This window comes from Sporolactobacillus sp. KGMB 08714, assembly GCF_036598985.1.
GTDB lineage: Bacteria > Bacillota > Bacilli > Bacillales > Sporolactobacillaceae > Sporolactobacillus.
This window is the reverse complement of sequence record NZ_JAUUBW010000005.1, coordinates 21,928-46,186: the sequence shown is the minus strand read 5'-3', so window position 1 is coordinate 46,186 and position 24,259 is coordinate 21,928. Positions and strand designations below refer to the sequence as shown.

At 48.3% G+C, this 24,259-nt stretch carries 17 protein-coding genes; 4 read left to right on the top strand and 13 right to left on the bottom strand.

Going from position 1 to position 24,259, the window contains the following annotated elements:
* Positions 1 to 2: 2 nt before the first annotated feature.
* The 9 genes from rpe (Q6A92_RS03280) to Q6A92_RS03240 form a co-directional block, all read right to left on the bottom strand.
* Positions 3 to 671: a ribulose-phosphate 3-epimerase gene (rpe, locus tag Q6A92_RS03280; RefSeq protein WP_332237014.1), complete on the bottom strand. Its 669-nt coding sequence runs from the start codon at positions 669 to 671 to the stop codon at positions 3 to 5.
* Between the two features lie 93 nt (positions 672 to 764).
* Positions 765 to 2,771: a transketolase gene (gene tkt / locus Q6A92_RS03275; protein WP_332237013.1), complete on the bottom strand. Its 2,007-nt coding sequence runs from the start codon at positions 2,769 to 2,771 to the stop codon at positions 765 to 767.
* 23 nt (positions 2,772 to 2,794) lie between these two features.
* Positions 2,795 to 3,505: a transaldolase gene (locus Q6A92_RS03270; protein ID WP_332237012.1), complete on the bottom strand. Its 711-nt coding sequence runs from the start codon at positions 3,503 to 3,505 to the stop codon at positions 2,795 to 2,797.
* Positions 3,506 to 3,575: 70 nt separating this feature from the next.
* Entirely contained in the window at positions 3,576 to 4,607 is a 1,032-nt protein-coding gene (locus Q6A92_RS03265; RefSeq protein ID WP_274402203.1) for a zinc-binding dehydrogenase, read from the bottom strand.
* On the bottom strand, positions 4,607 to 5,662 hold the full coding sequence (locus tag Q6A92_RS03260) for a galactitol-1-phosphate 5-dehydrogenase (RefSeq protein WP_274402197.1): 1,056 nt from the start codon (positions 5,660 to 5,662) through the stop codon (positions 4,607 to 4,609). Before Q6A92_RS03260 ends, Q6A92_RS03265 begins: the two co-directional genes overlap by 1 nt.
* A 27-nt stretch (positions 5,663 to 5,689) precedes the next feature.
* Positions 5,690 to 6,961, bottom strand: coding sequence for a PTS galactitol transporter subunit IIC (locus Q6A92_RS03255; RefSeq protein WP_274402196.1), 1,272 nt, complete (start codon positions 6,959 to 6,961; stop codon positions 5,690 to 5,692).
* Positions 6,962 to 6,992: 31 nt separating this feature from the next.
* Positions 6,993 to 7,274: a PTS sugar transporter subunit IIB gene (locus tag Q6A92_RS03250; protein WP_274402195.1), complete on the bottom strand. Its 282-nt coding sequence runs from the start codon at positions 7,272 to 7,274 to the stop codon at positions 6,993 to 6,995.
* A gap of 26 nt (positions 7,275 to 7,300) precedes the next feature.
* Positions 7,301 to 7,771 (bottom strand): PTS sugar transporter subunit IIA, encoded by a 471-nt coding sequence (locus tag Q6A92_RS03245; protein WP_274402194.1) that lies wholly within the window; start codon positions 7,769 to 7,771, stop codon positions 7,301 to 7,303.
* Positions 7,772 to 7,786: 15 nt separating this feature from the next.
* Positions 7,787 to 9,904, bottom strand: coding sequence for a BglG family transcription antiterminator (locus Q6A92_RS03240; protein ID WP_332237009.1), 2,118 nt, complete (start codon positions 9,902 to 9,904; stop codon positions 7,787 to 7,789).
* A 547-nt stretch (positions 9,905 to 10,451) separates the two neighbouring features.
* Between Q6A92_RS03240 and rpe (Q6A92_RS03235) the strand changes: the two genes are divergently transcribed.
* Both rpe (Q6A92_RS03235) and Q6A92_RS03230 read left to right on the top strand, forming a co-directional pair.
* Positions 10,452 to 11,102: a ribulose-phosphate 3-epimerase gene (gene rpe, locus Q6A92_RS03235; RefSeq protein ID WP_274402192.1), complete on the top strand. Its 651-nt coding sequence runs from the start codon at positions 10,452 to 10,454 to the stop codon at positions 11,100 to 11,102.
* Positions 11,103 to 11,460: 358 nt separating this feature from the next.
* Entirely contained in the window at positions 11,461 to 12,582 is a 1,122-nt protein-coding gene (locus Q6A92_RS03230) for an ROK family protein (RefSeq protein ID WP_332237008.1), read from the top strand.
* A 248-nt stretch (positions 12,583 to 12,830) separates the two neighbouring features.
* Here Q6A92_RS03230 and adhE read toward each other — a convergent pair whose 3' ends face one another.
* Positions 12,831 to 15,494, bottom strand: coding sequence for a bifunctional acetaldehyde-CoA/alcohol dehydrogenase (adhE, locus tag Q6A92_RS03225; RefSeq protein ID WP_332237007.1), 2,664 nt, complete (start codon positions 15,492 to 15,494; stop codon positions 12,831 to 12,833).
* A 430-nt stretch (positions 15,495 to 15,924) separates the two neighbouring features.
* Between adhE and Q6A92_RS03220 the strand changes: the two genes are divergently transcribed.
* On the top strand, positions 15,925 to 18,327 hold the full coding sequence (locus Q6A92_RS03220) for a phosphoketolase family protein (RefSeq protein ID WP_332237006.1): 2,403 nt from the start codon (positions 15,925 to 15,927) through the stop codon (positions 18,325 to 18,327).
* Between the two features lie 439 nt (positions 18,328 to 18,766).
* Positions 18,767 to 19,978, top strand: a complete 1,212-nt coding sequence (locus Q6A92_RS03215) for an acetate/propionate family kinase (RefSeq protein ID WP_332237005.1) — start codon at positions 18,767 to 18,769, stop codon at positions 19,976 to 19,978.
* Positions 19,979 to 20,510: 532 nt separating this feature from the next.
* Here the strand turns inward: Q6A92_RS03215 and Q6A92_RS03210 are convergent.
* The 3 genes from Q6A92_RS03210 to Q6A92_RS03200 all read right to left on the bottom strand — a co-directional run bounded on the left by Q6A92_RS03210 (position 20,511) and on the right by Q6A92_RS03200 (position 24,186).
* Complete coding sequence (locus tag Q6A92_RS03210) at positions 20,511 to 21,995, bottom strand: malate:quinone oxidoreductase (RefSeq protein WP_332237062.1); 1,485 nt, start codon at positions 21,993 to 21,995, stop codon at positions 20,511 to 20,513.
* A 327-nt stretch (positions 21,996 to 22,322) separates the two neighbouring features.
* Complete coding sequence (locus tag Q6A92_RS03205) at positions 22,323 to 22,925, bottom strand: TetR family transcriptional regulator (RefSeq protein ID WP_274401943.1); 603 nt, start codon at positions 22,923 to 22,925, stop codon at positions 22,323 to 22,325.
* A complete protein-coding gene (locus Q6A92_RS03200; protein WP_332237004.1) occupies positions 22,906 to 24,186 on the bottom strand; it encodes an MFS transporter in 1,281 nt (426 codons plus the stop codon). The genes Q6A92_RS03205 and Q6A92_RS03200 overlap by 20 nt, the downstream gene beginning before the upstream one ends.
* Positions 24,187 to 24,259: the final 73 nt, after the last annotated feature.

Sequence of the window (24,259 nt, the reverse complement as noted above, 5' to 3'; positions counted from 1 at the left end):
GTTCATCCGCCGGCCGCTTCCCGGATCCGGGCAATTTTTTCCGGATAGAGAAGGGGATTCCGGTTAAAAAGCGCCGCCGTTCCGACGACGAAGACATCGGCTCCCGCCTCGCGGGTTTTCCGGGCGGTTTCTTCATAGATATTTCCATCCACCTCAATCAGCGGCTCACACCCCGTTTGGCTCATCCGTTCCGACAGCCGGGCGATCTTATCGATCACGGGCTCCTGGAAGGGCTGTCCGGCAAAGCCGGGATAGACCGTCATCATCAGCACCATCGCCGCGGAATCCAGATAGGGATAAACCGACGCCACATCGGTCAGCGGACTGACTGCGATCGCCGGTTTAATGCCCGCCCGGCGGATCTGATCCATCACCCGTTCCGGATTTTCCGCCGCCTCCACGTGAAAGGAGATATATTCCGGATGCAGCGGAGCAAACAGGGGCACAAACTGGCTTGGGTGCTCAGTCGCCAGATGGATGTCCAGCGGAAGATCCGTCGCCTCCTTAACGGCTGCCAATACATAAGGGCCCATCGCTAGATTGGGGACGAAACGGCCGTCCATCACGTCGCAATGCAGCAGATCCACTCCCGCATCCTGCAGTTTCCGCAGTTCATCGCCCAGATGCAGCGGATCGGCACACATAATTGACGCCGCAATGATGGGGTTCATCCTCTCATCCCCCGCTGTGCAGGCCATTGAATTTTCCCCCCGTTTGAAGGATCCCGTCCGCCACGATTTTCGCCGTGATCGGCCGCCGGTTCCTCATTTTCTTCTGCCTTTAACGAGCATCCGGACCCCATCCGCTACCTGTTCCGGTGTAAAAGCGAACTCCTTCAGAACCCGCGGTCCCGGCGCCGAGGCGCCAAAGCGGTCAATCGTCCATAAGACCCCCTTGTCGCCGACATACCGTTCCCAGCCGAGCGACGCCGCCATTTCAATGCCGACCCGGTTTTCCAGTTCCGGCGGTAAAACCGAGTCCCGGTACGCCTGGGGCTGGCGGTCAAACAACCGCCAGGAAGGCAGGCTGACCACCCTTGTGTCCATGGCTTCCCGGGCCAGCAGGGCCTGCGCCCGGATCGCCAGCTCCACCTCGGAACCCGTCGCAATCAGGACGGCCTCGGCCCGTTTTTTCTCTCTGGAAACGATATAGCCGCCTCTTCTGACGCCTTCCGCCGCTCCCTCTCTTTCGCCGGCAAACGTTTCAACCCCCTGGCGCGTGAGGACGAGGGCGGTCGGGGTGGTCCGGCTTTCCAGCGCGATCTTCCAGGCTTCCCGCGTTTCATTGCCGTCCGCCGGCCGGATCACATTCAGATTGGGGATCGCACGCAGGCCGGCCAGCTGTTCAATCGGCTCATGCGTCGGCCCGTCTTCGCCGACCGCAAGGCTGTCATGGGTAAAAACAAAGATGGACGGAATCTTCATCAGCGCAGCCAGCCGAATCGCCGGCTTGGCGTAGTCTGAGAAGGTAAAGAAGGTGGCACCGAAAGCCCGGACCCCTCCGTGCAGGGTCATTCCGTTCACCGCTGCGGACATGGCAAACTCGCGGACGCCGAACCAAATATTGCGCCCCTCATAGCTGCCCGGTAAGAAAGCCGGACTGTCTTTGATCGTCGTCTTCGTCGAAGAGGCCAGATCCGCCGAGCCGCCGAACAGTTCGCGGACCTGCCCGGCCAGCCCGTTGAGGACTTCTCCCGAAGCGGCCCGGGTCGCTTTCTTTGTTCCTTCCTCATAGACCGGCAGCCGTTCAGCGAAGTGCTCAGGCAGGAAGCCCGCGACGGCATTTTTCAGGGCAGCGGCCGGTTCCGGGAACTGTTTCTCATACGCTGAAAAGACATCGAACCATTCTTCTTCGGCCCTCTCGCCCTGCTCGGCCAGCCGCTTAAAATGGCTGAGGACCTCGGCGGGAACGAAGAAGGGGGCATGGTCCCAGCCGTACGCTTTTTTTGTCTCGAGGGTCTCTGCCTCGCCCAGCGGACTGCCGTGACACTGGTTCGTCCCCTGAACATGCGGCGCGCCGTAGCCGATCACCGTCCTCACTTCGATCAATGAAGGACGGCTCCGGTCCCGGCGGGCTTCATCCAATGCTTTTTCGATCGCATCGACACGGTTGCCGTCCGCCACATACAGGGTCTGCCAGCCGTAAGCCGCAAAACGCCGGCAGACATTCTCGGAAAAGGACTGATCCAGCCGGCCGTCCAGAGAAACCTTGTTGGAATCATAGAGGACAATGAGCTTCCCCAGCTTCAGATGGCCGGCGAGCGAGGCCGCTTCGGCGGCTACGCCTTCCATTAAATCGCCGTCGCCGCACAGCACATACGTCTGATGATCCACCAGGCTGTATCCGGGACGATTATAGACGGCACCCAGGTGGGCTTCCGCCATCGCCATGCCGACCGCCATCGCGAGGCCCTGTCCGAGCGGCCCGGTCGTCGCCTCCACCCCGGCCGTGCGCCCGAATTCCGGGTGGCCGGGCGTCCGGCTCCCCCACTGGCGGAAATTTTTCAGATCATCCAGGGTCAGCCCGTAATCAAAGAGATAGAGCAGGCTGTAGAGCAGCATGGAGCCGTGCCCGGCCGAAAGAACAAAGCGATCCCGATTGAACCATTGCGGGTGATGCGGGTTGTGTTTCATCGCCCGGGTCCACAGGGTGTAAGCCATGGGCGCCGCGCCCATCGGCAGCCCGGGATGGCCGGAATGGGCCTGATTAATCGCATCGATCGATAAGGTGCGGATGGTTGTGATGGAGAGTTGATCCAGTTCTGTTGCCATATGTTCGTCCCTCTTTTTTAATTTTAAAGAATCGAATAGCCCAGCGTCTGAATGTCGCGGTTGAATCCTTTCACCGTATCCAGGGAAACCTGTTCCAGTGTTTTTCCGACTTTTTTCAGCTTTTCGATAATCGCCGGCGTACAGGTAATGATATCGACGCCCAGGCGGTCCGCCTCATAGACATTGAACAATTCGCGGGAGCTGGCCCAGAGAAGCCGGGCGCAGGAGTTCCGCCGGCAAAGGCTGACCGATTTTTTCATATACGGAATCGGATCGCGTCCCGTATCGGCAATCCTTCCCGCGAACACCGAGACAATACTTTCGACCTCCGGGTTCAGCGCATCCACGGCCGCGTCCACCTGTTCCGTCGTCAGAATGGCCGTCACATTCAGGGACAGCCCCTGATGGGAAAGCTTTTTAATGAGCGGGATGGACGAGGCCCCCTGAGTGTTCATGATCGGGATCTTGACAAAGACGTTGCGGCCGAACGAGTGAATCTTCAGGGCCTCCTTTTCCATCGCGGCAAAATCGTCGGCGAAGACTTCAAACGAAATCGGCAAATCGGGAATTTTCTGCAGGACTTCTTGAGCAAAGGCCAGATAATCTTTGACGCCCGCTTTTTTCATCAGGCTAGGGTTGGTCGTAAACCCCTTCACGAATCCGGCCCTGTAAGCGGCCAGCATCTCCTGAAGATCCGCGCCGTCGGCATAAATTTTGACGTTTAAATCATTCATTGTTTCTCCTCCAAATATATCAGAGCAGAGAGATAAATCTCTCTACTCAAAATTTTATACCCTATGATTTTCAGGATTTAATCAACACTTTAATTTCCTGACCGCCCATGACTGCTTCGAAAGCTTCCCGCCATTTTTCGAGCGGAAAGACTTTCGTAATCATTTTGCCTGCATTAATCTTCTTTTTCGTCAGAAGATCAAGAGCAATCAGCCAGGAACTTGGTTTCTGCGATCGGCTTCCGATATAGGTAATCTCTCTTTGAATAATCGATTCCTCATCAAGCGGATTGGCTTTCTCCGCGAACAATCCCACTTGAACAAATGTTCCTTTCTTTCTAATAAGGGGGAGCCCCGCATTAACGGCCGGTACAGCGCCCGAGCAATCAAAGACACGATCTACGCCGTATCCGTCCGTTATTTTTAAAACAATCTCATTCAGATCTTCTTTCATTGTGTCGACAATGGCATCGGCACCAAGCTCTTTGGCCAGTTTCAGGCGGTTCTGATCCTTTGTAATACCGGACATGATTGCGAAAGCGCCCTGAGCCTTCACAACCTGAAGAAGCAGCAATCCAATGGGACCGGGGCCAAAAATAAGCACTTTATCATCGGCAGTGACCGTCGTTTTCTCAAGAGCGGCATGGACGCAGCAGGACAGCGGTTCACTTAGAGCGGCAGCCTGATAAGACAGACCATCGTCAAGCACATGGCAGCTTTCTTCTCTTGACAGGACATATTTTGTAAAACTGCCGTTTACCTGCGTGCCTATGCCCTTGCGGTGGCTGCAAAGATTGTAATCTTTTTCCTTGCAGTAATCACATGTTTCGCAAGTTTCAAAGGTTGTTTCACTCGTGACCCGGTCACCGACCTTAATGGATCGGACATCAGGGCCTACTTCCACTACTCTGCCTGAAAATTCATGCCCCAAGGTAACAGGTGTGATCGGATTCTTATACTCTCCTTTAAATGTGTGAATATCCGAGCCGCAGATGCCTGTATAAGCCACTTCTATTTTGACGCGATCGCCGTAGACTTCAGGCTCGGGAACATCTTTTAAGGTCATATGATCATAGCCTGGTTCTTCTTTGACTACTGCTTTCATCATCGGTTCGCCTCCGGAGTTGGTAATATCATCACTTTATTAAAAGGCTGCTCACGATTGATCATCATGTCGAATGCTTTTTTTGTGTCTCTTAAAGGAAAATGATGAGAAATGTATTTTGCCAGATTCAGCCGTTTTTGCTGAAGCATCGCAATGGTGGTCGTCCATGCTCTTCCCGGGAAGGGCGCCGTGTAAGAATTCCAGCATCCCCTGAGTGTCAGTTCTCTGCGGAAAATGTTCTCAAAAGCTTTCTCATGCAATGTGACATCGGCATAAGCAATACCGACATAACCGACCTTTCCTTTCTTTTTTGGTATTAATAGGGATTGCTCCTGGGTAAATTTTGACCCGGCACATTCAAACACGACATCGACGCCGGCCTGATCCGTTATCTCAAGGACCCTCTGCTGTATGTTCTCTTCTTTGGAATTAATAACATACCGGCAGCCCATATCCTTAGCCTGAGTTAGTTTCTCAGGGACTATATCGATCGCTATAATATCCTTAACGCCGGAAAGTCTCAGCCATTCGATGACAAGCATACCGATCGTTCCGATACCGAAGACTGCTACTTGGTCGCCGACCCTCGGTTTCAGATTGAGGACCGCATGAAGAGCGACGGCGGAAGGCTCAATCATCGCGGCACTTTCAAAATCCAGCCCGCCGATCGAAATAACATTTTTCGCCGGAACGTTGGCATATTCGGCAAAACCGCCGTAGCGGACGGAACCGATCATTTTATAGTTGTTGCATAAAGAGTAGTCGCCCCGTTCGCAAAATTCACAGCGGCCGCACGGAATGAAGGGAATCGCGACGACTCGCTCGCCTTCCTGAACATTGTCGACTTCATCCCCTTTTTCGACAACGATACCTGAAAACTCATGACCCATAATCGCCGGCAGAGGATACTTCCAACGCGTCTGCATCTTATGCGTATCCGAGCCGCAGATGCCGCATGCTTTGACCTGAATTTTTACTTCATCCGGCTTTAGTTCCGGCAACTGTACATCTTCATATTCAATAACATTATTTTCATGCAATACGGCTGCTTTCATAACATTACCACCCACTATTTATAAGAATCAGAGAACCGCATGAACGATTTGTGCGAATTTCAGGATAATCCAGTTCAGTATGTTGCCGCCCATGTCAAGCGAAGAAACTTCGGTAACGCCGTTCGGGAAATTATAAACGCCCTTCATCATGATCGTGTGAACCGGTCCGAAGTTGGTTGCCATCAGCAGAGCCAGGGAAATAACAACTATTCCTGCCAGCAGCGACTGAATAATGTTGCCTTTTCTGGAAGCAACGATAAAGGAAACATAGAACGGAATTGTTGCCAGATCTCCGAACGGCAGGACCCGGTTGCCTGGAAGAATCACTGCAAGCAACAGAGTAATCGGTACGAGAATCAGGCCGGTCGCGATATTCGCCGGATGGCCGATCGTCAGCGCGGCATCGAGCCCCAGATAAACTTCACGGCCGTGGAACCGTTTACTGATCGTATCCCGGATCGACTCGGAAATCGGAATCAGTCCTTCCATCAGAATCTTGACCATTCGCGGCATCAGGAACATAACACCGCCGAGGGCAATCCCAAGTTGAAAAGCTTTCCCGATATCGTAACCGCCGAGCAGACCGATGATCAGGCCGATGATCAGGCCCATGATGGCCGGTTCGCCAAAAATGCCGAATCTTTTTTGAATCGTTTCCGGATCGGCCTTTAATTTGTTGATCCCGGGGATCTTCGAAATAGCCCAGCCGATAGGAACGCCGATTAATCCATATGCCGTCGTCGATCCGGTCGGGCAGGTGATGCCTTCAAGCTGATAGAAACCAGTGGTATAAGGTGCCGCGCGATCGGCGATGATCAGAACAATGATTTCATAGATGAACGCACAGAGTATGGCGAACCACCAGTTCCCTCCCGTTACGATATAACCGGTGGCTGCGGCCGCCATAAAATGCCAGTAATTCCATATATCAATATCAAAGGTTTTCGTCACTTTTAAAAATAATAGAATAATATTCAGCACTAAGCAGAGAGGAATCAAAACGGCGGCTACCGGAGTCGCCCAGGCGGCGGCAGCGGCTGACGGCCATCCTGTGTCCAGAATCGTCAAGTGGAGGCCGAAATTCTTGACCATTGCATGGGCCGCCGGGCCGAGGTTATCAGTCAGTAAGCCAATGACTAGATTAATGCCGACAAAGCCGATGCCGATCGTAATCGCGGATCGAAAAGCTTTACTGATATTGACACGGAAGCAAAGCGCAATAATAAAAATTGCTAAAGGCAAAATAACAGTGGCTCCTAAGCCTAGAACATACTGGACCCCATTATAAAGCGCTGTCATCTCTTCTCACCCCATAGATTATTTATTGTTTTTATTGTTTTAGATAGTTTAAAATTTTTTCATCCAGTGCTCCCATCCCGATCCCGCTGATGTATGCAGTAGCAATAACAGCCGGAATATCATATTTCGTCGGCAGAATGGTTGTCGAGACAATTAAATCCGCACCCTTTTGTTTCGACTTGACTTCGGTAATTTTGCATTGTTCAATTTGTGCATCCAGCTTATGATCCTTAATTAAATTTTCAACATGATTGGCAACGACAGTCGACGTAGCGATTCCCGCACCGCAGGCGACCAATATTTTTTTGGTCATAGTCGTTTTCCCTCTTTTCATCCCATTTACTTACGTATCGATGCAGTATGAAGCGTCTGAAAAACATCATCTTTGGAAGACGCGGAAACTAATTGGGCGACTTTATCTTTATCCTGTATTAAGCCGATGAGCTCCTTAAGGACCTCCAATTGATCATGCGGATTCTTCAGTCCAAGCATAAAAACAAGAGAAACATCCGCCTGCTTTCCCTTGTCTTCCATCAGATAAAAGGGAATCGGCGTATTCAGCGTCGCAATCGCGATGAACTCTTTTTTGACACATTCAGCATCCGTATGCGGTATCGACACATTATAGCCTGGAAGTTCCAGACCAGTCGGAAATTTTTCTTCTCTTTGCAGCAGCCGTTCAAGAAAATCATCTGTGACATGACCGCTCCGCTTCGCCTGATCATATAAAAATTGAAGCAATTCTCTCTGAGATGACGGATTTAAACCCACGAATATTAATTCCTTATGCACAAAATCTTTTATGCTCATCTTGCTGATCGCCCCTTATACGGTAATCTCACAATGGCTGCTGAATTCTTTCATCAGATGGTACAGCTCCCGGCAGCTTCCTGCCTTTTTCATTCGTTCTATGCACGATTTTGATTGGGCGATTCGTGTCAATTCCAACAAGGCATTAAAATGTGACTTTTTATCAATCGCCGATAAAATAACAATGAAATATAATAATCGTGAAGTATCCGTTTCCAATCCACTCCGAATGTGCAAAAGGCTCATACCCAGCTTATTGGCACCATATTGGGGTTCTGCATGCGGCAGAGCAATCGATTGCCCGAGCATGATCTGAGTTGCCGGTTTGCTATACTGGATTTTAAGCGTTTGCAGATAGCGCTGCTCAATCACTTCTGCTTGCAAAAGCGGAAGCGCAGCAATCTCCAATGCCTCTGCCCAGCCTGCGACCCGATCGACTTGCTGGATCATTGAAACAGGCATGATTTCCTGAAGATGCACGCTTTGTTTTGATAATTCCTTACTATTAAACGGATGGGAATAATCTGTATTTTTTCCGACAAAAAAATCCGTCAGGGCCGATTGTAATTTCCCTTTTTCTTTTTCCTTGATGCAGGCATACTTCTCAATAATTGAAATTATTTTCTGAACGCCATCCAAATCTTCATTGTTCAGATGATAGATCTCTTTAATCACATTGTGTTTAAGTCTTAACTTTTCCTTATCATTCATTAAGTTATTGACGATAAACAGCAAGGACTTCGGTTTGGTTTCAACAGGTATTGACGAAAAGACAATATCATAAGGAAATGGAAATTTTTTGAATTCGCGCAAAGAAACAGCCTTATAAAAGAGCATCTCGGGAAACATATCTTTTAACGTCTTTTCCATCAGCAGAGATATGGAAATCCCGTTTGTACAGACGACTAATGCCTTTAGCTTCGAGCTGAACTGAGTGCCGAAATTAATGAGATGACTTCCGATAAACAGGGAAATAAATAATATTTCTTTATCGGGAATCGGGCAATCAATTAATTTCTGCAAGGGAGCCAATGAAATTTTCACAAAATAGTTAATCACGCGGTATTCTTGACTAATTTGTTGCAGACCGCTATAATCGTAGCTGAGCCGATACTTGACTCGATAGTAGGCAGGCTTCAGATGAGCCATTAATTTTTTGAATAATGTCTCTTTTTCCGTTAAGGTCACGCATGTGTTTTTCTCAAACAGATCGAGAAAGTCCTCTGTCGCATGTTCTAAGCTTGGTATGTCATCAAACATGAAATCTTTGGAAGGGATGATGTTTGATGTCAGTACTTGTAAGGTAATGTACATGCGCTCTTCTTTTGGTAAATTTTTTCTGCCGTTTATGAGTAAATCAGCTGCTGCGTATTCCCGCGTATCCGAAAGCTCCCCGGGGTCGGCAAAGAATACGTTTTCAATGATATGTCCTGCAGCGACCCGTTTAAAAATACTTTCAAGAACATAGGGCAGGAGCTGCATTTTGCTGTCGACGAACTTCCAGCTCAATCTGTTTTCCACTTGTTCCAGTTTTCTTCTCCAGGACGTAATTTCCGTTTGCGAGACATTCATGAAATGCTGAAGAAGGGCTTCACCGTCGTACATATTAATCAAATGGTTCATAATTTTTATCAGAACAAAGCGTTTATCTCCTTCTTTCCCGATGATCCGATATCCGTCTTTCCGAGAATAAATCAGCTCAAGTTGAAAGCCGTTCAAGACCTCCGATACTTCTTTCAGGTCTCTCAAAACCGTGTTTCGGCTCACCCCCAGTTCTACTACAAAGTGATTCACCGATAATTGTTCGCTTCTCGTAATGATCATTAAAATGATGACATAGCAGCGTTCTTTGCGGGAGGAAACATACCAGTCGTTGTTCTTTTTTTGACTACCTTCTCCTTTCTCTGAATTTCCCATCATTTTAAGTAACTGTGAGGATGCAACGAAAGCACCGGATGAGGTGTGCTCAATGCATGGATAATGCTTTTCATCCAACCACTCGTTTAATTTGGAAATGCTGTAATCCACCTGTCGCCTAGATAGGCTATATTTGGTTTGCAGCTCTCTGCTCGTTCTGATCCTATGCGTCAGCAAATCCTTGAGCAACATGTCACTTCTTTTGCTGAGATACATCCCTCTTTCCTCCTACGAATTTATTGTACTACGTAAAGTTATCGTTTTGTATACGTTTTCAGTTCCATTTATCGTCACCCCGTTGCACACTATGGTGCTGATTTTTCCGAAAGTTCTCATTCACCCGTCGAAAGCCGCCTGATCAGGCCCGAAATCTTGTACAACCTGAGAGAAACAATCGCTCAATCACCCGAATGGCAGGCGGCTGCTTTTTTGGACATCCGGCCGGATTCTCCTGCTTGTCCCCGTCAGAAGAGCACCCGGATATTTCGTCCTTGAGATGTTCCAGACGCTATTGACGCTGGTATTCGAGTGACAGTCATTGGCCGCACGTTTTCAAAATGGTCCCGATTATTTTCCCCGTTTTCTTCCAGTCTATTACAGAAAATATTTTAGCATGTATATAAATGCGAATCTAAAAATCCGTTTTACACACCGTATTCATGGTTGAAGGATTTTGACTTTTCATTTCTTAAGCTGTAAACTTCACTTGGAAAACGCTTGCATTTTAATAAAATAAGAGTTTTACATGGGGAGGAAATGAAATATGAAAATTTTACCCTCGATTCTGTCTGCTGATTTCGCCCATCTTGCCGAGGAGGTCCACGATGTGGAAAAGGATGTCGACACAATACATGTCGACGTCATGGACGGCCACTTCGTTCCCAATATCACAATGGGAGCAAACGTCGTTCAGGCATTAAAAAAAGAAACAGCCGCTTCTCTTGATGTTCATCTGATGGTTGAAGAGCCGCTGCCATTCCTGTCTTCTTTTCTGGAGGCGGGTGCCGATATGGTGTCCGTTCATGCCGAAGCCTGCACGCACCTTCACCGCGCCATTGAGTTCATTAAGGGCGGGGGAGCCAAGGCCGGAGTCGTCCTTAATCCGGGCACGCCCGCTTCAGCAATCCGATCCATTATTCAGGATGTCGACTACGTTCTGATTATGACCGTCGATCCGGGCTTCGGAGGTCAGCGTTTTATTGCATCGATGATCAGCAAAATAGGGGAAGTCCGCGAAATGATCAACAGAAATCATTTGTCTGTGCAGATCGAGGTGGACGGAGGAATCAATACGGAGACGCTCCCGCTTTGCGTGAAAGCGGGAGCCGCGTGGATTGTCGCCGGTTCGGCTGTGTTCGGGAAACCGGATCGGCACAAAGCCATTGAAGCATTGGTTCAAAGCGCAGAACTGTGATTCTTTAGTTTTCTTACGAGCGGCAAATCGACTTAAAAATCTTCTTTCCTCCCTATGTTAGACTATTTATTAATAGGCTGCTTTTATCCATTGCTCCCTCTGTCCAGTTGTTGAAAAATCGGCAGAAGCGGTTTCTAAAAACAGGATTCCGCCTGAACGGCCGCATGACGCTCGGAGCAACCGTGCCGCAGTCAGCAAAAAGAGGCGGCAGAGCCCGCCCTGCTTGCAAATAAACATTTGAAAAATATAACGGCTCATGTTACAGTTATATTAGGTTAAGCTCATTAATAAAATTATTTTATATAATGTAAATGGAGAGACAGCAGTTACAATCGCATCATCTTTTTGAGGAGAAATCATGGAACGAGTCACAGTAAATGACATCAAACAATCCAATAAAAGCGATATTTTTCACCATATATATCGTCACAAAAAAATTTCAAAACAGAAAATCGCAACCGATTTACAAATGAGTCTGCCGACGGTTACCCATAATCTGGCACTCCTGCAAAAGCAGGAACTGATCAGGATGGATGGGAAAATCGATTCCGCCGTCGGTCGAAAGGCAACCGCCTATACGATCTGTCCGGAAGCCAAAGTGACCATTGGGATCGAAGTAGCACAAAATTATGCTATTTTTTCTCTGATTAACCTATACGGAGAAGCCATGAAGGAACAGCGGCTGGACTTGGCCTTCAATAACGGCGAACAATATGCCCGCGATCTTTGTACGATGCTTGAAAATTTTATTTATGGAAGCTCCGTTTCCGAAAAAAATATTTTAGAAATCGGCATTGCTTTTCCGGGACTTATTTCGTTTGACGGCCGGTCAGTCATTTATGGGAAAATATTGAATAATACAGGAATGACAACGGACATATTTCAGAAGTACCTGAACGTCCCCTGCCGTTTTTTCCATAATGCTTCATGCGTGGCGATCGCCGAACAATGGATGCATCCGGAAATTCGCGATGCAATCTATCTCACGATCAGCCGCCACGTCGGTGCGGCAATCATGATCGATAAAAAAATATATACGGGGAAAAACGGGCGCAGCGGGACGATTGAACATTCGACGATCAATCCCAACGGAAGGCTGTGCTACTGCGGGAAAAAAGGGTGCATTGAAACGTATTGTTCGCTTAATTCTCTGCTTGGAGCCGATAATTCCGCCGATGATTTCTTCAGGGCGCTCCGCCGTCAGGATGCGGAAAAAAAGATCCGCTGGCACCGTTTTTTGAATTACCTGGCCATAGCAATAAATAATTTGCATATGTTTCTTGACGACAAGATTATCATTGACGGTCAAATCACTCAATATATGATTCAGGAAGATCTGGATGAGCTTAATCAGCTTATCCTCATAAATACTGCCTTTCCTGAAAAAGACAATTATATCGAGCTCGGCAGGGTCAGAACAAATCCGGTCTCCCGCGGTGCGGGCCTGTCGGCGATTAAAGAATTTCTGGACAGCATTTAAACCGGATCCCCGGAAAAATAGGGCGTCTGAAAATCGCATCGGGATTTCCAGCCTGCCCCTTTTTCGCTGCCGTAATTGTTATATGAGGGACAGGCCTCAGACCCTGATATATACGGAAATGCAGCACATTCAAGCCTTGTCTCCCCAGTTACAAAAAGGCCCTTCTGAAATTGCATGGATATTTTCATCCGCTGCATTTCAGAAGGGCCGAATTTTTCTTCCGTCCCCGGCAGTCGTATACCTCTGCGTTATTTGCTTTCTGTGCCGACACCCTCGTATTCATCTTCAAGAATCTTTTTCAATTCGCTGATCAGCGGTTCTTTCGGATTGGTGGACGTACATTGATCTTCATAAGCCAATTCGGCCAATTTGTTAACGGATGCCTCAAAGTGTACTTTGTCGACGCCGTTTGCTTTCAGACTGAGTGTCACATCGCAGTCGTGTGCCAGTTTAATAAATTCATTGACCAGGCTCTCCTTCAGCTCCTCTGTTGAATGGCCTTTGAAGCCGAGGAATTTGGCGATCGCCGCATAGTCCTCATCCGCCGTATAACGATTGTACCTCGGCCAGATGGCCAGTTTTGTCGGCACCTTCGCGTTAAAGCGAACAACCTGAGGGAAGGTAATCGCAATGGCCAAACCGTGCGGGAGTCCAAATTCGCCGCCCAGTTTGTGCGCAATCGAATGGTTAATTCCCAAGAAGGCATTGGCAAAAGCCATCCCGGCAATGGTGGACGCATTATGCATCTTTTCACGGGCCGTCAGATCGCCGGCATAGGAAGCACGCAGATTATCAAAGACCAGTTTAATGGCCTGCAGCGACCAGCCGCGGGTGTAGTCCGAAGCATAAACGGAAACATAGGCTTCGACCGCGTGGGTCATGACGTCCAGCCCCGTCCAGGCAACCGTCCGCTTTGGCAGTGTTTCGACAAACTGCGAATCCACGATCGCGATATCCGGCTGAAGCGCATAATCGGTAATCGGGTACTTGACATGTGTTTTGGAATCCGTAATAACGGCGTACGGTGTGACTTCCGAACCGGTTCCCGACGTGGTCGGGATCCCTATATAGGTTACCTTTTTAAGCGCGGGCACCTTGTAAGTCCGCTTCCGGATGTCCATAAATTTCTGTTTTGCGCCGAGAAACGAGGCATCCGGCTGTTCATAAAAGAGCCACATGCCCTTTGCGGCATCCATAGCGGAACCGCCGCCTAATGCAATAATCGTATCCGGCTGAAACTTCTTCATGATCTCAACGCCGCGATATACGGTATCCGTTGAAGGATCGGGCTCGACCTGGGAGAAAATTTCAATGTCCACTTCTTCGCGCCGTTGATTGAGCATATTGACCACCCGGTCGGCATATCCGAATTGCACCATCCCCGGATCACAGACCAGAAAGACGCGTTTGAGGCCGGGCACCTGTTTTAAATAGCGCAGTGAATTTCTTTCAAAATAAACCTTCGGGGGCAATTTCACCCACTGCATATTATTCCGCCGCTTGGCGACGGTTTTTATATTCAGAAGATCGAAATCCGAAACATTATGCGAAATCGAGTTTTTCCCGTAGGAACCGGTGCCCAACGTCAGCGACGGGATCATATTATTATAGATATTTCCGAGTCCGCCCAGTGCAGAGGGAGTATTGACCAAAATACGGCACGCTTTCATTTTCAAACCGAATTGCTGGATCAGGGCCTCGTCTTTTGTATGAATGGCTGCCGTGTGGCCCGCACCGCCGAAATCGAGCAGCTGTCCGGCAATTTTAAACGCTTCCTGATGGCCGCCCGCTTTATACATGGAAAGTACCGGAGAAAGTTTTTCACGCGACAGCGGAAAATCCGGTCCGACACCGTCAATCTCCGCAATCAGAACTTTCGTCTCTTTCGGGACATCGATACCGGCCAGCTGCGCGATCTGATAGGCCGATCTGCCGGCAATCGGCCCTCTGACGCTGCCGCGCTTCGGATCCATCATCGCGTCTCCTAAAGCCGCATTGTCCTTTTTATCGATAATCACGCTTCCTAATCGTTTAAATTCGGCCTTTACCGCTTCATAAATGTCTTCGTCAATGATCACGCTGTTTTCCGCGGCGCAGATCATGCCGTTATCGAACGTTTTCGAGAGCGTAATATCATTCACCGCCTGTTTAATATCCGCCGTTTTTTCAATATAGGCCGGCCCGTTCCCCGGGCCGACGCCCAGGGCCGGCTTTCCGGTCGAGTAGGCAGCCTGGACCATCCCCGGGCCGCCCGTCGCGAGCACCGTTGCGACGCCCGGGTGATTCATTAAGGCTCCCGTTGCTTCGATGCTTGGTTTCTCAATCCATTGAATGCAGCCTTCCGGCGCTCCCGCCTTAACGGCTGCCCGCGCAATAATTCTTGCCGCTTCAGCACACGACTTCTGTGCCTGCGGATGAAAGCCGAATATGATCGTATTCCGTGTTTTCAAAGCAATCAGCGATTTGAAAACAACCGTCGACGTCGGATTGGTTACCGGCGTCACGCCCGCAATGACGCCGACAGGCTCCGCAATCTTTATTATCTGCTCCTCATCATTGTCCTCAATAATGCCGACCGTTTTATCATGCCGTATCTTGTTCCAGATGTACTCACTGGCATAGATATTTTTAACCGCTTTATCTTCGACAACGCCGCGGCCGGTTTCTTCAACGGCCATTTTTGCCAGTTTCATATGATTATCCAGCGCGGCAATCGCCATCGCTTCGCAAATCTTATCCACTTTCTCCTGGTCAAAATCCGCCAGAACAGCTAGAGCTTTCTGAGATTTTCTAACTAAATCATCAATGACCCCTTTAATTGACGAAAGATTGTCTTCTTTGCCGCTCTGAGACGGTGCAGCCGGTTTCAGCACCGGAGTCTGCCTGTCATTTTGATTCACGGTTTTTAACATCAGTCCCGCTCCTTTTCTTGTGAATTATTTCACAATAATGTCTGCAGTCGGGCGCCATTAGTTAAAACAGACCGCCTATGGACGACAGGAACTATTGGAAACGCTTCTCTTGACACCTTCATCATATGAATTTGAACAGCCAATGTCAATATATTTTTATAAAATAGTTTTACTAAAAAAATTTAACAATTTATTTTGCCATACACATTTACTTATTCTGCATTGTGTGTTATATTCAACGCGTAAACCGTTGGCAATAGGGCGTTGGAAGGCAGAGGTGTTCGGCTGCCGGAATAACATGAAAGTTGCATGGCCTCATGGCTGTCTCTCTGTTGCCTTTATTTTACTCATTTTTTTAAAAGATTCATGTGAAATATTTCACAAATTATTGACACTTTAAAAATTTGGATATCTGAAAGGAGCAGTTGCAATGACTCAATCGATTCAAACGACGGACAGGATCATTGACTATTCTTCAGCGGAATACTTGAATAAAGTGGATAAATACTGGCGTGCAGCCAATTATCTTTCCGTCGGCCAGCTCTACCTGAAAGACAATCCGCTTCTTGAACGCGCGCTCAAACCTGAAGATGTCAAGATCCATCCCATCGGGCACTGGGGCACTATTTCGGGACAGAACTTCATCTACGCTCACCTGAACCGGATCATCAATAAATATGACTTAAACATGTTTTACATTGAAGGCCCGGGCCACGGCGGCCAGGTCATGGTCTCTAATGCTTATCTTGACGGAAGCTACAGCGAGATTTATCCGGCCGTGTCCCAGGACAAAGAGGGCATGAAGCTCCTGTTCAAACAGTTTTCCTGGCCGGGCGGAGTGGCCTCGCACGCTGCCCCGGAAACTCCCGGATCGATTCATGAAGGCGGCGAATTAGGTTATTCGCTCTCACACGGCGTCGGTGCGATTTTCGATAATCCGGAGGTGATCGCTGCCGTTGTGATCGGTGACGGCGAGGCGGAAACCGGTCCGCTCGCAACCGCCTGGCAATCGATTAAATTTATCAACCCTGTAAATGACGGCGCCGTCCTGCCGATTCTCTATGTGAACGGCTATAAATTAAGCAATCCGACTTTATTGTCGCGCACTTCCGACGAAGACCTGACGGAGTACTTCGAGGGAATCGGCTGGAAACCCTATTTCGTTGAAGGCGAGGAACCGAAGGCGATGCACACCGCCATGGCGGAAACAATGGATCAGGCAATCACAGATATTCAAACGATTCAAAGAAAAGCCCGGGCCGACAATCGGCCGACGCTGGCAAAATGGCCGATGATCGTTTTCCGCTGCCCGAAAGGCTGGACGGGGCCCAAAATGTGGGAAGGCAAACCGGTAGAGAATTCCTTCCGTTCCCATCAGATTCCGATTCCCGTCGACCGCAGCCATATGGAACATGCCGATCCGCTCGTGCACTGGATGAAATCCTATAAACCGGAAGAACTATTTGACAAAAGCGGAAAATTATTTGCCGGCATTGCCGAAACCATCCCTCAAGGCACTCGGCGGATGTCGATGAATCCGATCACCAATGGCGGCATCCATCCCAAAGATCTATGCCTGCCCGACTACCGAAAATATGCGATTAAAGTGGTTCAGCCCGGGAAAAAAGAAGCCCAGGATATGCAGGTCCTCAGTGCATTCGTCCGTGACATTATTTCGATGAATCCCGACAACTTCCGGGTATTCGGCCCCGATGAAACCCTGTCCAACCGCCTGAAATCGGTATTTGAAGTGACCAGCCGCCAGTGGATGTGCCCGGTATTTGAACCGAGAGATGAATTCGAGGCCCCAAGCGGGCGTGTCCTCGATGCTCAGCTGTCCGAACATCAGGCTGAAGGCTGGCTTGAAGCCTATACCCTAACCGGCCGGCACGGATTTTTTGCCAGCTATGAATCCTTCCTCAGGGTCGTTGATTCGATGCTGACACAGCATTTTAAATGGCTGCGCAAAGCGAGCGAACTCTCCTGGCGAAGACCTTATCCTTCGTTGAACCTCATCGCTTCGTCAACGGTGTTTCAGCAGGACCACAACGGCTACTCCCATCAGGATCCCGGACTGCTGACCCATCTGGCAGAAAAAAAGCATCATTACATCGGCGAGTATCTGCCGGCCGATGCGAACACGCTGCTCGCCGTCTTCAATAAGATTCTAAAATCGCACAATAAGATCAACCTGGTTATTGCTTCAAAGCACCCGCGTCCGCAGTGGTTCACGGCCGAAGAAGCGGAGCTCCTGGTCAGCAACGGTCTCGCCATAATCGACTGGGCCAGTACGGATAACGGAGCGGAACCTGATGCGGTCATTGCCTGCGCCGGTACGGAACCGACGATGGAAAGCCTGGCAGCCGTTCAGCTTCTGCATCAATCATTCCCGGATATGAAAATCCGCTTTGTGAACGTCGTGGACATCATGCGGCTGGAAAGCCATAAAAGCGATTCCAGCGACTACACCGGCCTTTCCGATGAAGCCTTCGATTATTACTTTACAAAAGACAGACCCGTCCTCTTTGCCTTCCACGGTTATGCGGATCTGATTCAGAATCTCACCTTCAACCGTCACAATAAAAATTTCTACATTCACGGCTATCGAGAAGAAGGAGACATTACGACTCCCTTTGACATGCGCGTTCTCAATCATCTGGACCGCTTCCATCTTGCCAAGGCTGTGATATTGCGCCAGCCAAAGTATGCGGAAAAATGCGGCGTCTTCGTTCAGAAAATGGATCGGATGATCGCCAGGCACCGGTCGTTTATACAGGACGAAGGGACCGATCTGCCCGAAGTCATGAATTGGAAATGGGAAGGATTAAGGTAAGACGGGCTCACGAATTCCCGATCGGCCGGTAACAAGCGGAGAAGGCAGCAGCAAGGCCTGCTGCGAAACGGGAGGGTAATTTTCCTCCCGTTTCGTCGTTTTTTAAAATCATCTGTTTTTCCCGGCTTTGACAGCCGGAACATAGAAAAATCCCCGGAACAGGTTCTCAGTGAATTTGATTGATGCCGCGACTCTGATAGTCAAATGGAAAGGGAACGTCGGACATGTTTAAAATTATTATTGCCCGCGGAAGCGGAGTGACTGCCTCGACAATTGCTGCAGAAGAGGCAAAAATCTAATTAGAGAGGTACACGGATGATGAAGTACATTCGGCGGACTGCCGGACTTTTCTAAAGAACCGGCGATGCGTGCTTTCATTACTCGTATAGATCGCTGGCTTTCGATCGTAAGCGTTCCAGAAATACAGGGGGTGAATGAGATGTCTTTGATTTTGGCGGTCAATGCCGGCAGTTCGTCGCTCAAATTCCAGCTTTTGGATATGCCAGAAGAGAACTTAGTGACGAAGGGATCTATTGAACGCATTGGTTTATCTGATTCGATTTCTACCATCGACGTCAGAGGCAAAAGAGTTCAGGAAGTCAAATCGGTTCCCAATCATGAAACTGCGGTTCGCCGGTTGCTGAGGCGACTGGTTTCCTATAAGATTATTCAATCGCTGTCGGAGATCGAGGGAGTCGGGCACCGCGTGCTGCACGGAGGGGAGTCGTTTAATGATTCCGTCCTGATCACGGACGAAGTCATTAAGAAAATCGAAAGCCTTTCCGACCTCGCTCCGCTGCATATTCCGGCCAACCTGGTCGGAATCAAGGCCTTTCGGGAAGTCCTTCCCGATGTGCCTGAGGTAGCGGTGTTCGATACGGTGTTCCACCAGACGATGGAAAGCAGCACCTATCTCTACGGCCTGCCCTATGAATATTACAAGGATTACGGCATTCGAAAATACGGATTTCACGGCATGAGCCATCAGTACGTGACGCTTCGCGCGGCGGAGATGATCGGACGGCCCATTGAAGAACTTAAACTGATTTCCTGCCATCTGGGCAATGGTTCCAGTATCACGGCCGTTAAGGGAGGAAAGTCAATCGATACATCGATGGGGTTTACCCCCCTTGCCGGGCTGACCATGGGAACGCGTTCGGGGGACATCGACCCTGCCCTGATCCCCTATATTATGGATAAAACCGGTATGAATGCGACCGAGGCCGTGAACGTACTGAATAAAAAAAGCGGGATGCTCGGCATTTCGGGTGTCTCGAGCGATCTGCGCGATATAGAAAAAGAAGCAAAGCACGGCAATCATCGGGCAAAACTGGCAATTCAAATTTTTGCTGAACGCATTCAAAAATACATTGGGTCCTATGCAGTAAAAATGTCCGGGGTGGATGCAATCATTTTTACGGCGGGAATCGGCGAACATAGCCCGATGATTCGCCGGGAAGTCCTGCATGGTCTTGAATTCATGGGTGTATTCTGCGATGATGAAGCAAATCGGGTGAATGGAGAGAAAATATTTATCAACAAAACGGATTCTCCGGTCAAGGTGCTGGTCATTCCCACTAACGAAGAAATAATGATTGCCCGCGATACGGTTAGATTATCGCAAATGCAGTTGGAAAAAAAATCAGGATAATAAGCGATGTAAGAGATGTTTTCATTCATTTTTAATTTATCATCTTACAGAAATAATCTCAAAATTAAATAGATACGCCGGTTTAACAGCATTTTTAAAGTGATAAAATGAGTAAAAACAATGATAGGATTTCCCCACAAGATTCCACCGTAGAAATGAGGAGAAGCCTGTTCCACAATCGAACAAGAAAAACGATAAGACGCGAACAACGCTCCTCCGGCTGCGTTTCCCTAAAAAAGAATAGTACTAAAAATGTGAGCGGAGGCTATTGAAAATGTCGTTCATATCAGCGAATGATATGAGTACGATGGGTCAAAAAATATTCCAATATCAGGGCTTTTCATGGCTCTGGTATAAAAACACGGAAATGCAGGTTTTATAGTACGGCTCGCCGCAACCTCGCACCGCCCATTTCAAAAAGAGCCCCATTCAAGGATTGGGGGCTCTGCTCATTTTTTTATATGATCTCTTTTTCCACCGTCTGATTCATTGCTTCACTGCGGAAACAAAGAGGACGACGGATCGGATCTTCTTAGCCTATGCCAAGCGTCTGTGCCGTTGTGTCATGAATTTTCTGGAAAAGCTCCGGATTTTCCGAGAGCGACACGCCATAGGAGGGAATCATCTCTTTTATTTTCGGTTCCCATTCCTTCATTTGCTGCGGGAAGCACTCTTCCAGAACCTGAAGCATGACATAAACGGCGGTCGAAGCGCCCGGAGAAGCACCAAGCAGGGCGGCTATCGAGCCGTCGGCGGCACTGACGACTTCCGTACCGAACTGAAGCGTTCCCCGGCCGCCGCGATCCGTATCTTTGATGACCTGCACACGCTGGCCCGCCGTCACCAGATCCCAATCTTCGTTTTTGGCGCTGGGAATGAACTCGCGCAGTGCTCCCATACGCTGTTCTTTCGATAACAAAATCTGCTGGATCAGGTACCTGGTCAACGGAACATTTTTTAAACCGGCCGCCAGCATCGTCACCAGATTATGGGTTTTTATGGATTTTAACAGATCAAACAGCGAACCGGTTTTTAAAAACTTCGGCGAGAAGCCGGCAAACGGTCCAAACAGCAATGTTTTTTTATTGTCGATATAGCGGGTATCCAGATGCGGAACAGACATAGGCGGAGCGCCGATCTTCGCTTTGCCGTATACCTTCGCCTGATGCCGGGCGATGACTTCCGGATTATTGCACACCATGAATAGGCCGCTTACCGGAAATCCGCCAATATGCTTTGACTCGGGAATGCCGCTCCTCTGCAGTAAGGGCAGACTTCCGCCCCCGCCGCCGATAAAGACAAATTTTGCCTTATGATATTCGATCTTACCGCCGGCAGGATCCAGCACTTTCACCTCCCACTGGCCGTCGCCGGTTCGGTGAATATCCTGCACACGATGCCCGTAATTGATCTCGACATTTTGACTCTTTAAATGCTCAAACAACATGCGTGTTAAGGCGCCGAAGTTGACATCCGTCCCTAAATCGATCCTTGTTGCCGCCATCGGTTCATTCGATGTGCGGCCTTCCATAATAAGAGGGATCCATTGCTTCAATGTTTCAGGATCGTCGGAAAATTCCATTCCCTTGAACAGCGGATTTTTTGATAGCGCTTTAAAACGTTTTTTCAAAAAAGATACATTTTTTTCTCCTTCGACCAGACTCATATGGGGGATCGGCATAATAAAATCCTGCGGATGATCGATCAAATGGCTGTTTACAAGGTAGGACCAGAACTGTCTTGAAAGCTGAAACCGTTCATTAATGCTTATTGCTTTGCTGATATCAATAGACCCGTCCGATTTTTCGGGTGTATAGTTAAGCTCGCACAGCGCGGAATGGCCCGTCCCCGCATTGTTCCATTCGTTAGAACTTTCTTTTCCCGCGTTTGCGAGTTTTTCAAACACTTTGATTTTCCACTCAGGAGCCAACTCTTTCAGCAATGATCCCAAAGTCGCGCTCATGATTCCGGCTCCGATTAAGATGACGTCTGTTTTTTTCTGTTCGCTGCTCATGATTACCTTCCTTATCCCCAATATTTGCCAAAAAGAGCAGGTGCTTCTCCTTAGACGCCGCGAAAAACAAGACGCCACCCGTGGATACACCTTTCCCAATGATAAGCCTGTCACAATCTTACTGCTATCAGCTAATAATTATAAACCATTTAAAGCCTGTAAAAAAGTGAAAAGCCTGAGTATGAATACCATTGATTATAAGAAAGCAAGGCTTTAGATCACCTTTTTGTAAGCCGCAGAAGGACATTCTTTTACATTTTGCCATCTCAGCTTTCAGGGCGTACTAAATCCGTTCTCCGAAAATACCCGATACTTCAAAAAGTATTGCGGCTAGTTTCTTGGCCTGACCCTCAGAACATGCTGAAAATAAAAAATTAAAGCCTTCAGCTGCCCCGTCGCATCCACACTGCTTTTCCCGGAAAGCTGTGCCTCGAGGAACAGGCCGTCAAAAACATTGATTGAAAAACTTACGATCGTATCCAATGGTTGAAGCGGGGTAAACTCCCCGGTTTTTGTTCCTGCTTCAAACAGATAGAGCAATGATGCTTTGCCTTTTTGATAGCGGTCGATTAAAAACTTTTTTCTTCTGCTATTTCTCCATCCTGATAAAAAATATTCATAGATGACCATTCCTGTCCTGTCATCAAGATTTTGTTCTATATCCTTTATGTATTCCATCACCGCATCCCAGGCCGTGTCATGCTTCGCCGCTAAATCTTTAACATCATTGATTTCAGAGGCCATATCTCTCCTCAAATATTCGCGCATGATCTCCTCCGTGCTCGAAAAATAACGATAGACTCCGCCCCTGCTTAATTGTGTTGCATTAATTATATCCGTCATAGTCGTTAATTCAAAACCTTTTTCTTTAAAAATCGTTAAAGCGGCATGCAAAATCTCGTCTTTTCGACGATCAAAATGTTCTCTTGTCACTTTGGGCAATGCCGACGCCTCCAAATATCAATTTCTTTAACGCAATGTTCACCATACTCATGACAATCAGGGCGATCCCGGACGTCAAAAAAGTAGGAACGACCCCGAGAAATTGAGCCATGATCCCTCCGATCGCAATCCCTGTAATGATCGCCGCATTCACCACACTGTTAATGGTACCAAAAACAGTGCCGGTATGGTCAACGGTTATATTTTTCTGCGTCAACACATTAAATGGGATCACCGCCATACTAAATGAAAAACCGCAAATAAAAAAAATAACGGGATAGAGCAGATAAATGAGGACGCCGGGCAGATGCAGCAGCAGGCCTGATAAGATCAAGCCGCCGCCCAACAGGATCGGGCTTACTAACAATGTGATGAATTTTTCGCCGGATTTTTTACAGCCCAGAATAAATGAAGAAATAAGCATTCCAAAACCGCTTCCGGCCAGACACAGTCCAAATAGATTCGCTGAATAGCTCGGTATACGGCTCAGTAAGATGATCGCCTGGGAATCGGAAATCTGCAGGACGAGCATGACGGCACTCACGATCAATAACCCCATAAAAATATGTTTGGATCGTCTAATCAACGATAATCCGGAAAAAAAGTTTCTTAAAACGGCAGCAATATCCTTTTTGTCTGTTTTTCTTAAGGACGTTCTGACGTCATTTGAGACCTGCTTTGGAAGCCCTGTCAGCAAAAGAGCGGACAAAATAAAAGACAGCGCATCCAATATAAAAATCCACGCGGAACCGATCCACGAAACCAATATCCCGCCAAGAATCGGCCCGACTATTTTGGCCGCATTATTGACCATTTCACTGTAGGAAACAGCCTGCTGTATCGATGTATTATCGACGATTTCTTTTAACTTTCCGCTTTTTGCCGGTTCGAAAAAAGACGCAGCCACGTTCTCTAAGATGATCAGAGAAAATAACTGCCACAGTTCGCTCGTCAATATAACACTGAAAACAATAAAACAACGGACAATATCGGCGGCCACCATCACTTTTTTTCGTTCGATCAACTTGTCGGATACATTTCCGGCAAAAAAGCCGAAAATGATATTCGGAACGACCATACAAAGCAGAGTCACCGTCGCGACCGCAGGCGTTAGGCTCCATCTTTCACCAATAACCGTATACAAAGCGATGAGGTATAAAAAATCCCCGAGATTGGATATCGCCTGTGCGGACAGCAAAAAAATATAGGGACGATGATTGAACGGAAAATGATGCAGGATATTTTTCGGCAATATTTTCACTCCCCTTTCATAAATAAAAGGCGTTATATTTAGTATAAATAAAAGTGACACGAGTGTCACTTTT

Excerpts from the sequence above, each read along its gene's own strand:
- Q6A92_RS03230 (WP_332237008.1), top strand. The coding sequence starts at position 11,461 with ATGGAACGAGTCACAGTAAATGACATCAAACAATCCAATAAAAGCGAT.
- Q6A92_RS03270 (WP_332237012.1), bottom strand. The coding sequence starts at position 3,505 with ATGAATGATTTAAACGTCAAAATTTATGCCGACGGCGCGGATCTTCAG.
- adhE (WP_332237007.1), bottom strand. The coding sequence starts at position 15,494 with ATGTTAAAAACCGTGAATCAAAATGACAGGCAGACTCCGGTGCTGAAA.
- Q6A92_RS03215 (WP_332237005.1), top strand. The coding sequence starts at position 18,767 with ATGTCTTTGATTTTGGCGGTCAATGCCGGCAGTTCGTCGCTCAAATTC.
- Q6A92_RS03245 (WP_274402194.1), bottom strand. The coding sequence starts at position 7,771 with ATGAGCATAAAAGATTTTGTGCATAAGGAATTAATATTCGTGGGTTTA.
- rpe (WP_274402192.1), top strand. The coding sequence starts at position 10,452 with ATGAAAATTTTACCCTCGATTCTGTCTGCTGATTTCGCCCATCTTGCC.
- Q6A92_RS03255 (WP_274402196.1), bottom strand. The coding sequence starts at position 6,961 with ATGACAGCGCTTTATAATGGGGTCCAGTATGTTCTAGGCTTAGGAGCC.
- Q6A92_RS03260 (WP_274402197.1), bottom strand. The coding sequence starts at position 5,662 with ATGAAAGCAGCCGTATTGCATGAAAATAATGTTATTGAATATGAAGAT.
- Q6A92_RS03250 (WP_274402195.1), bottom strand. The coding sequence starts at position 7,274 with ATGACCAAAAAAATATTGGTCGCCTGCGGTGCGGGAATCGCTACGTCG.
- Q6A92_RS03220 (WP_332237006.1), top strand. The coding sequence starts at position 15,925 with ATGACTCAATCGATTCAAACGACGGACAGGATCATTGACTATTCTTCA.
- Q6A92_RS03265 (WP_274402203.1), bottom strand. The coding sequence starts at position 4,607 with ATGAAAGCAGTAGTCAAAGAAGAACCAGGCTATGATCATATGACCTTA.
- rpe (WP_332237014.1), bottom strand. The coding sequence starts at position 671 with ATGAACCCCATCATTGCGGCGTCAATTATGTGTGCCGATCCGCTGCAT.
- tkt (WP_332237013.1), bottom strand. The coding sequence starts at position 2,771 with ATGGCAACAGAACTGGATCAACTCTCCATCACAACCATCCGCACCTTA.
- Q6A92_RS03240 (WP_332237009.1), bottom strand. The coding sequence starts at position 9,904 with ATGTATCTCAGCAAAAGAAGTGACATGTTGCTCAAGGATTTGCTGACG.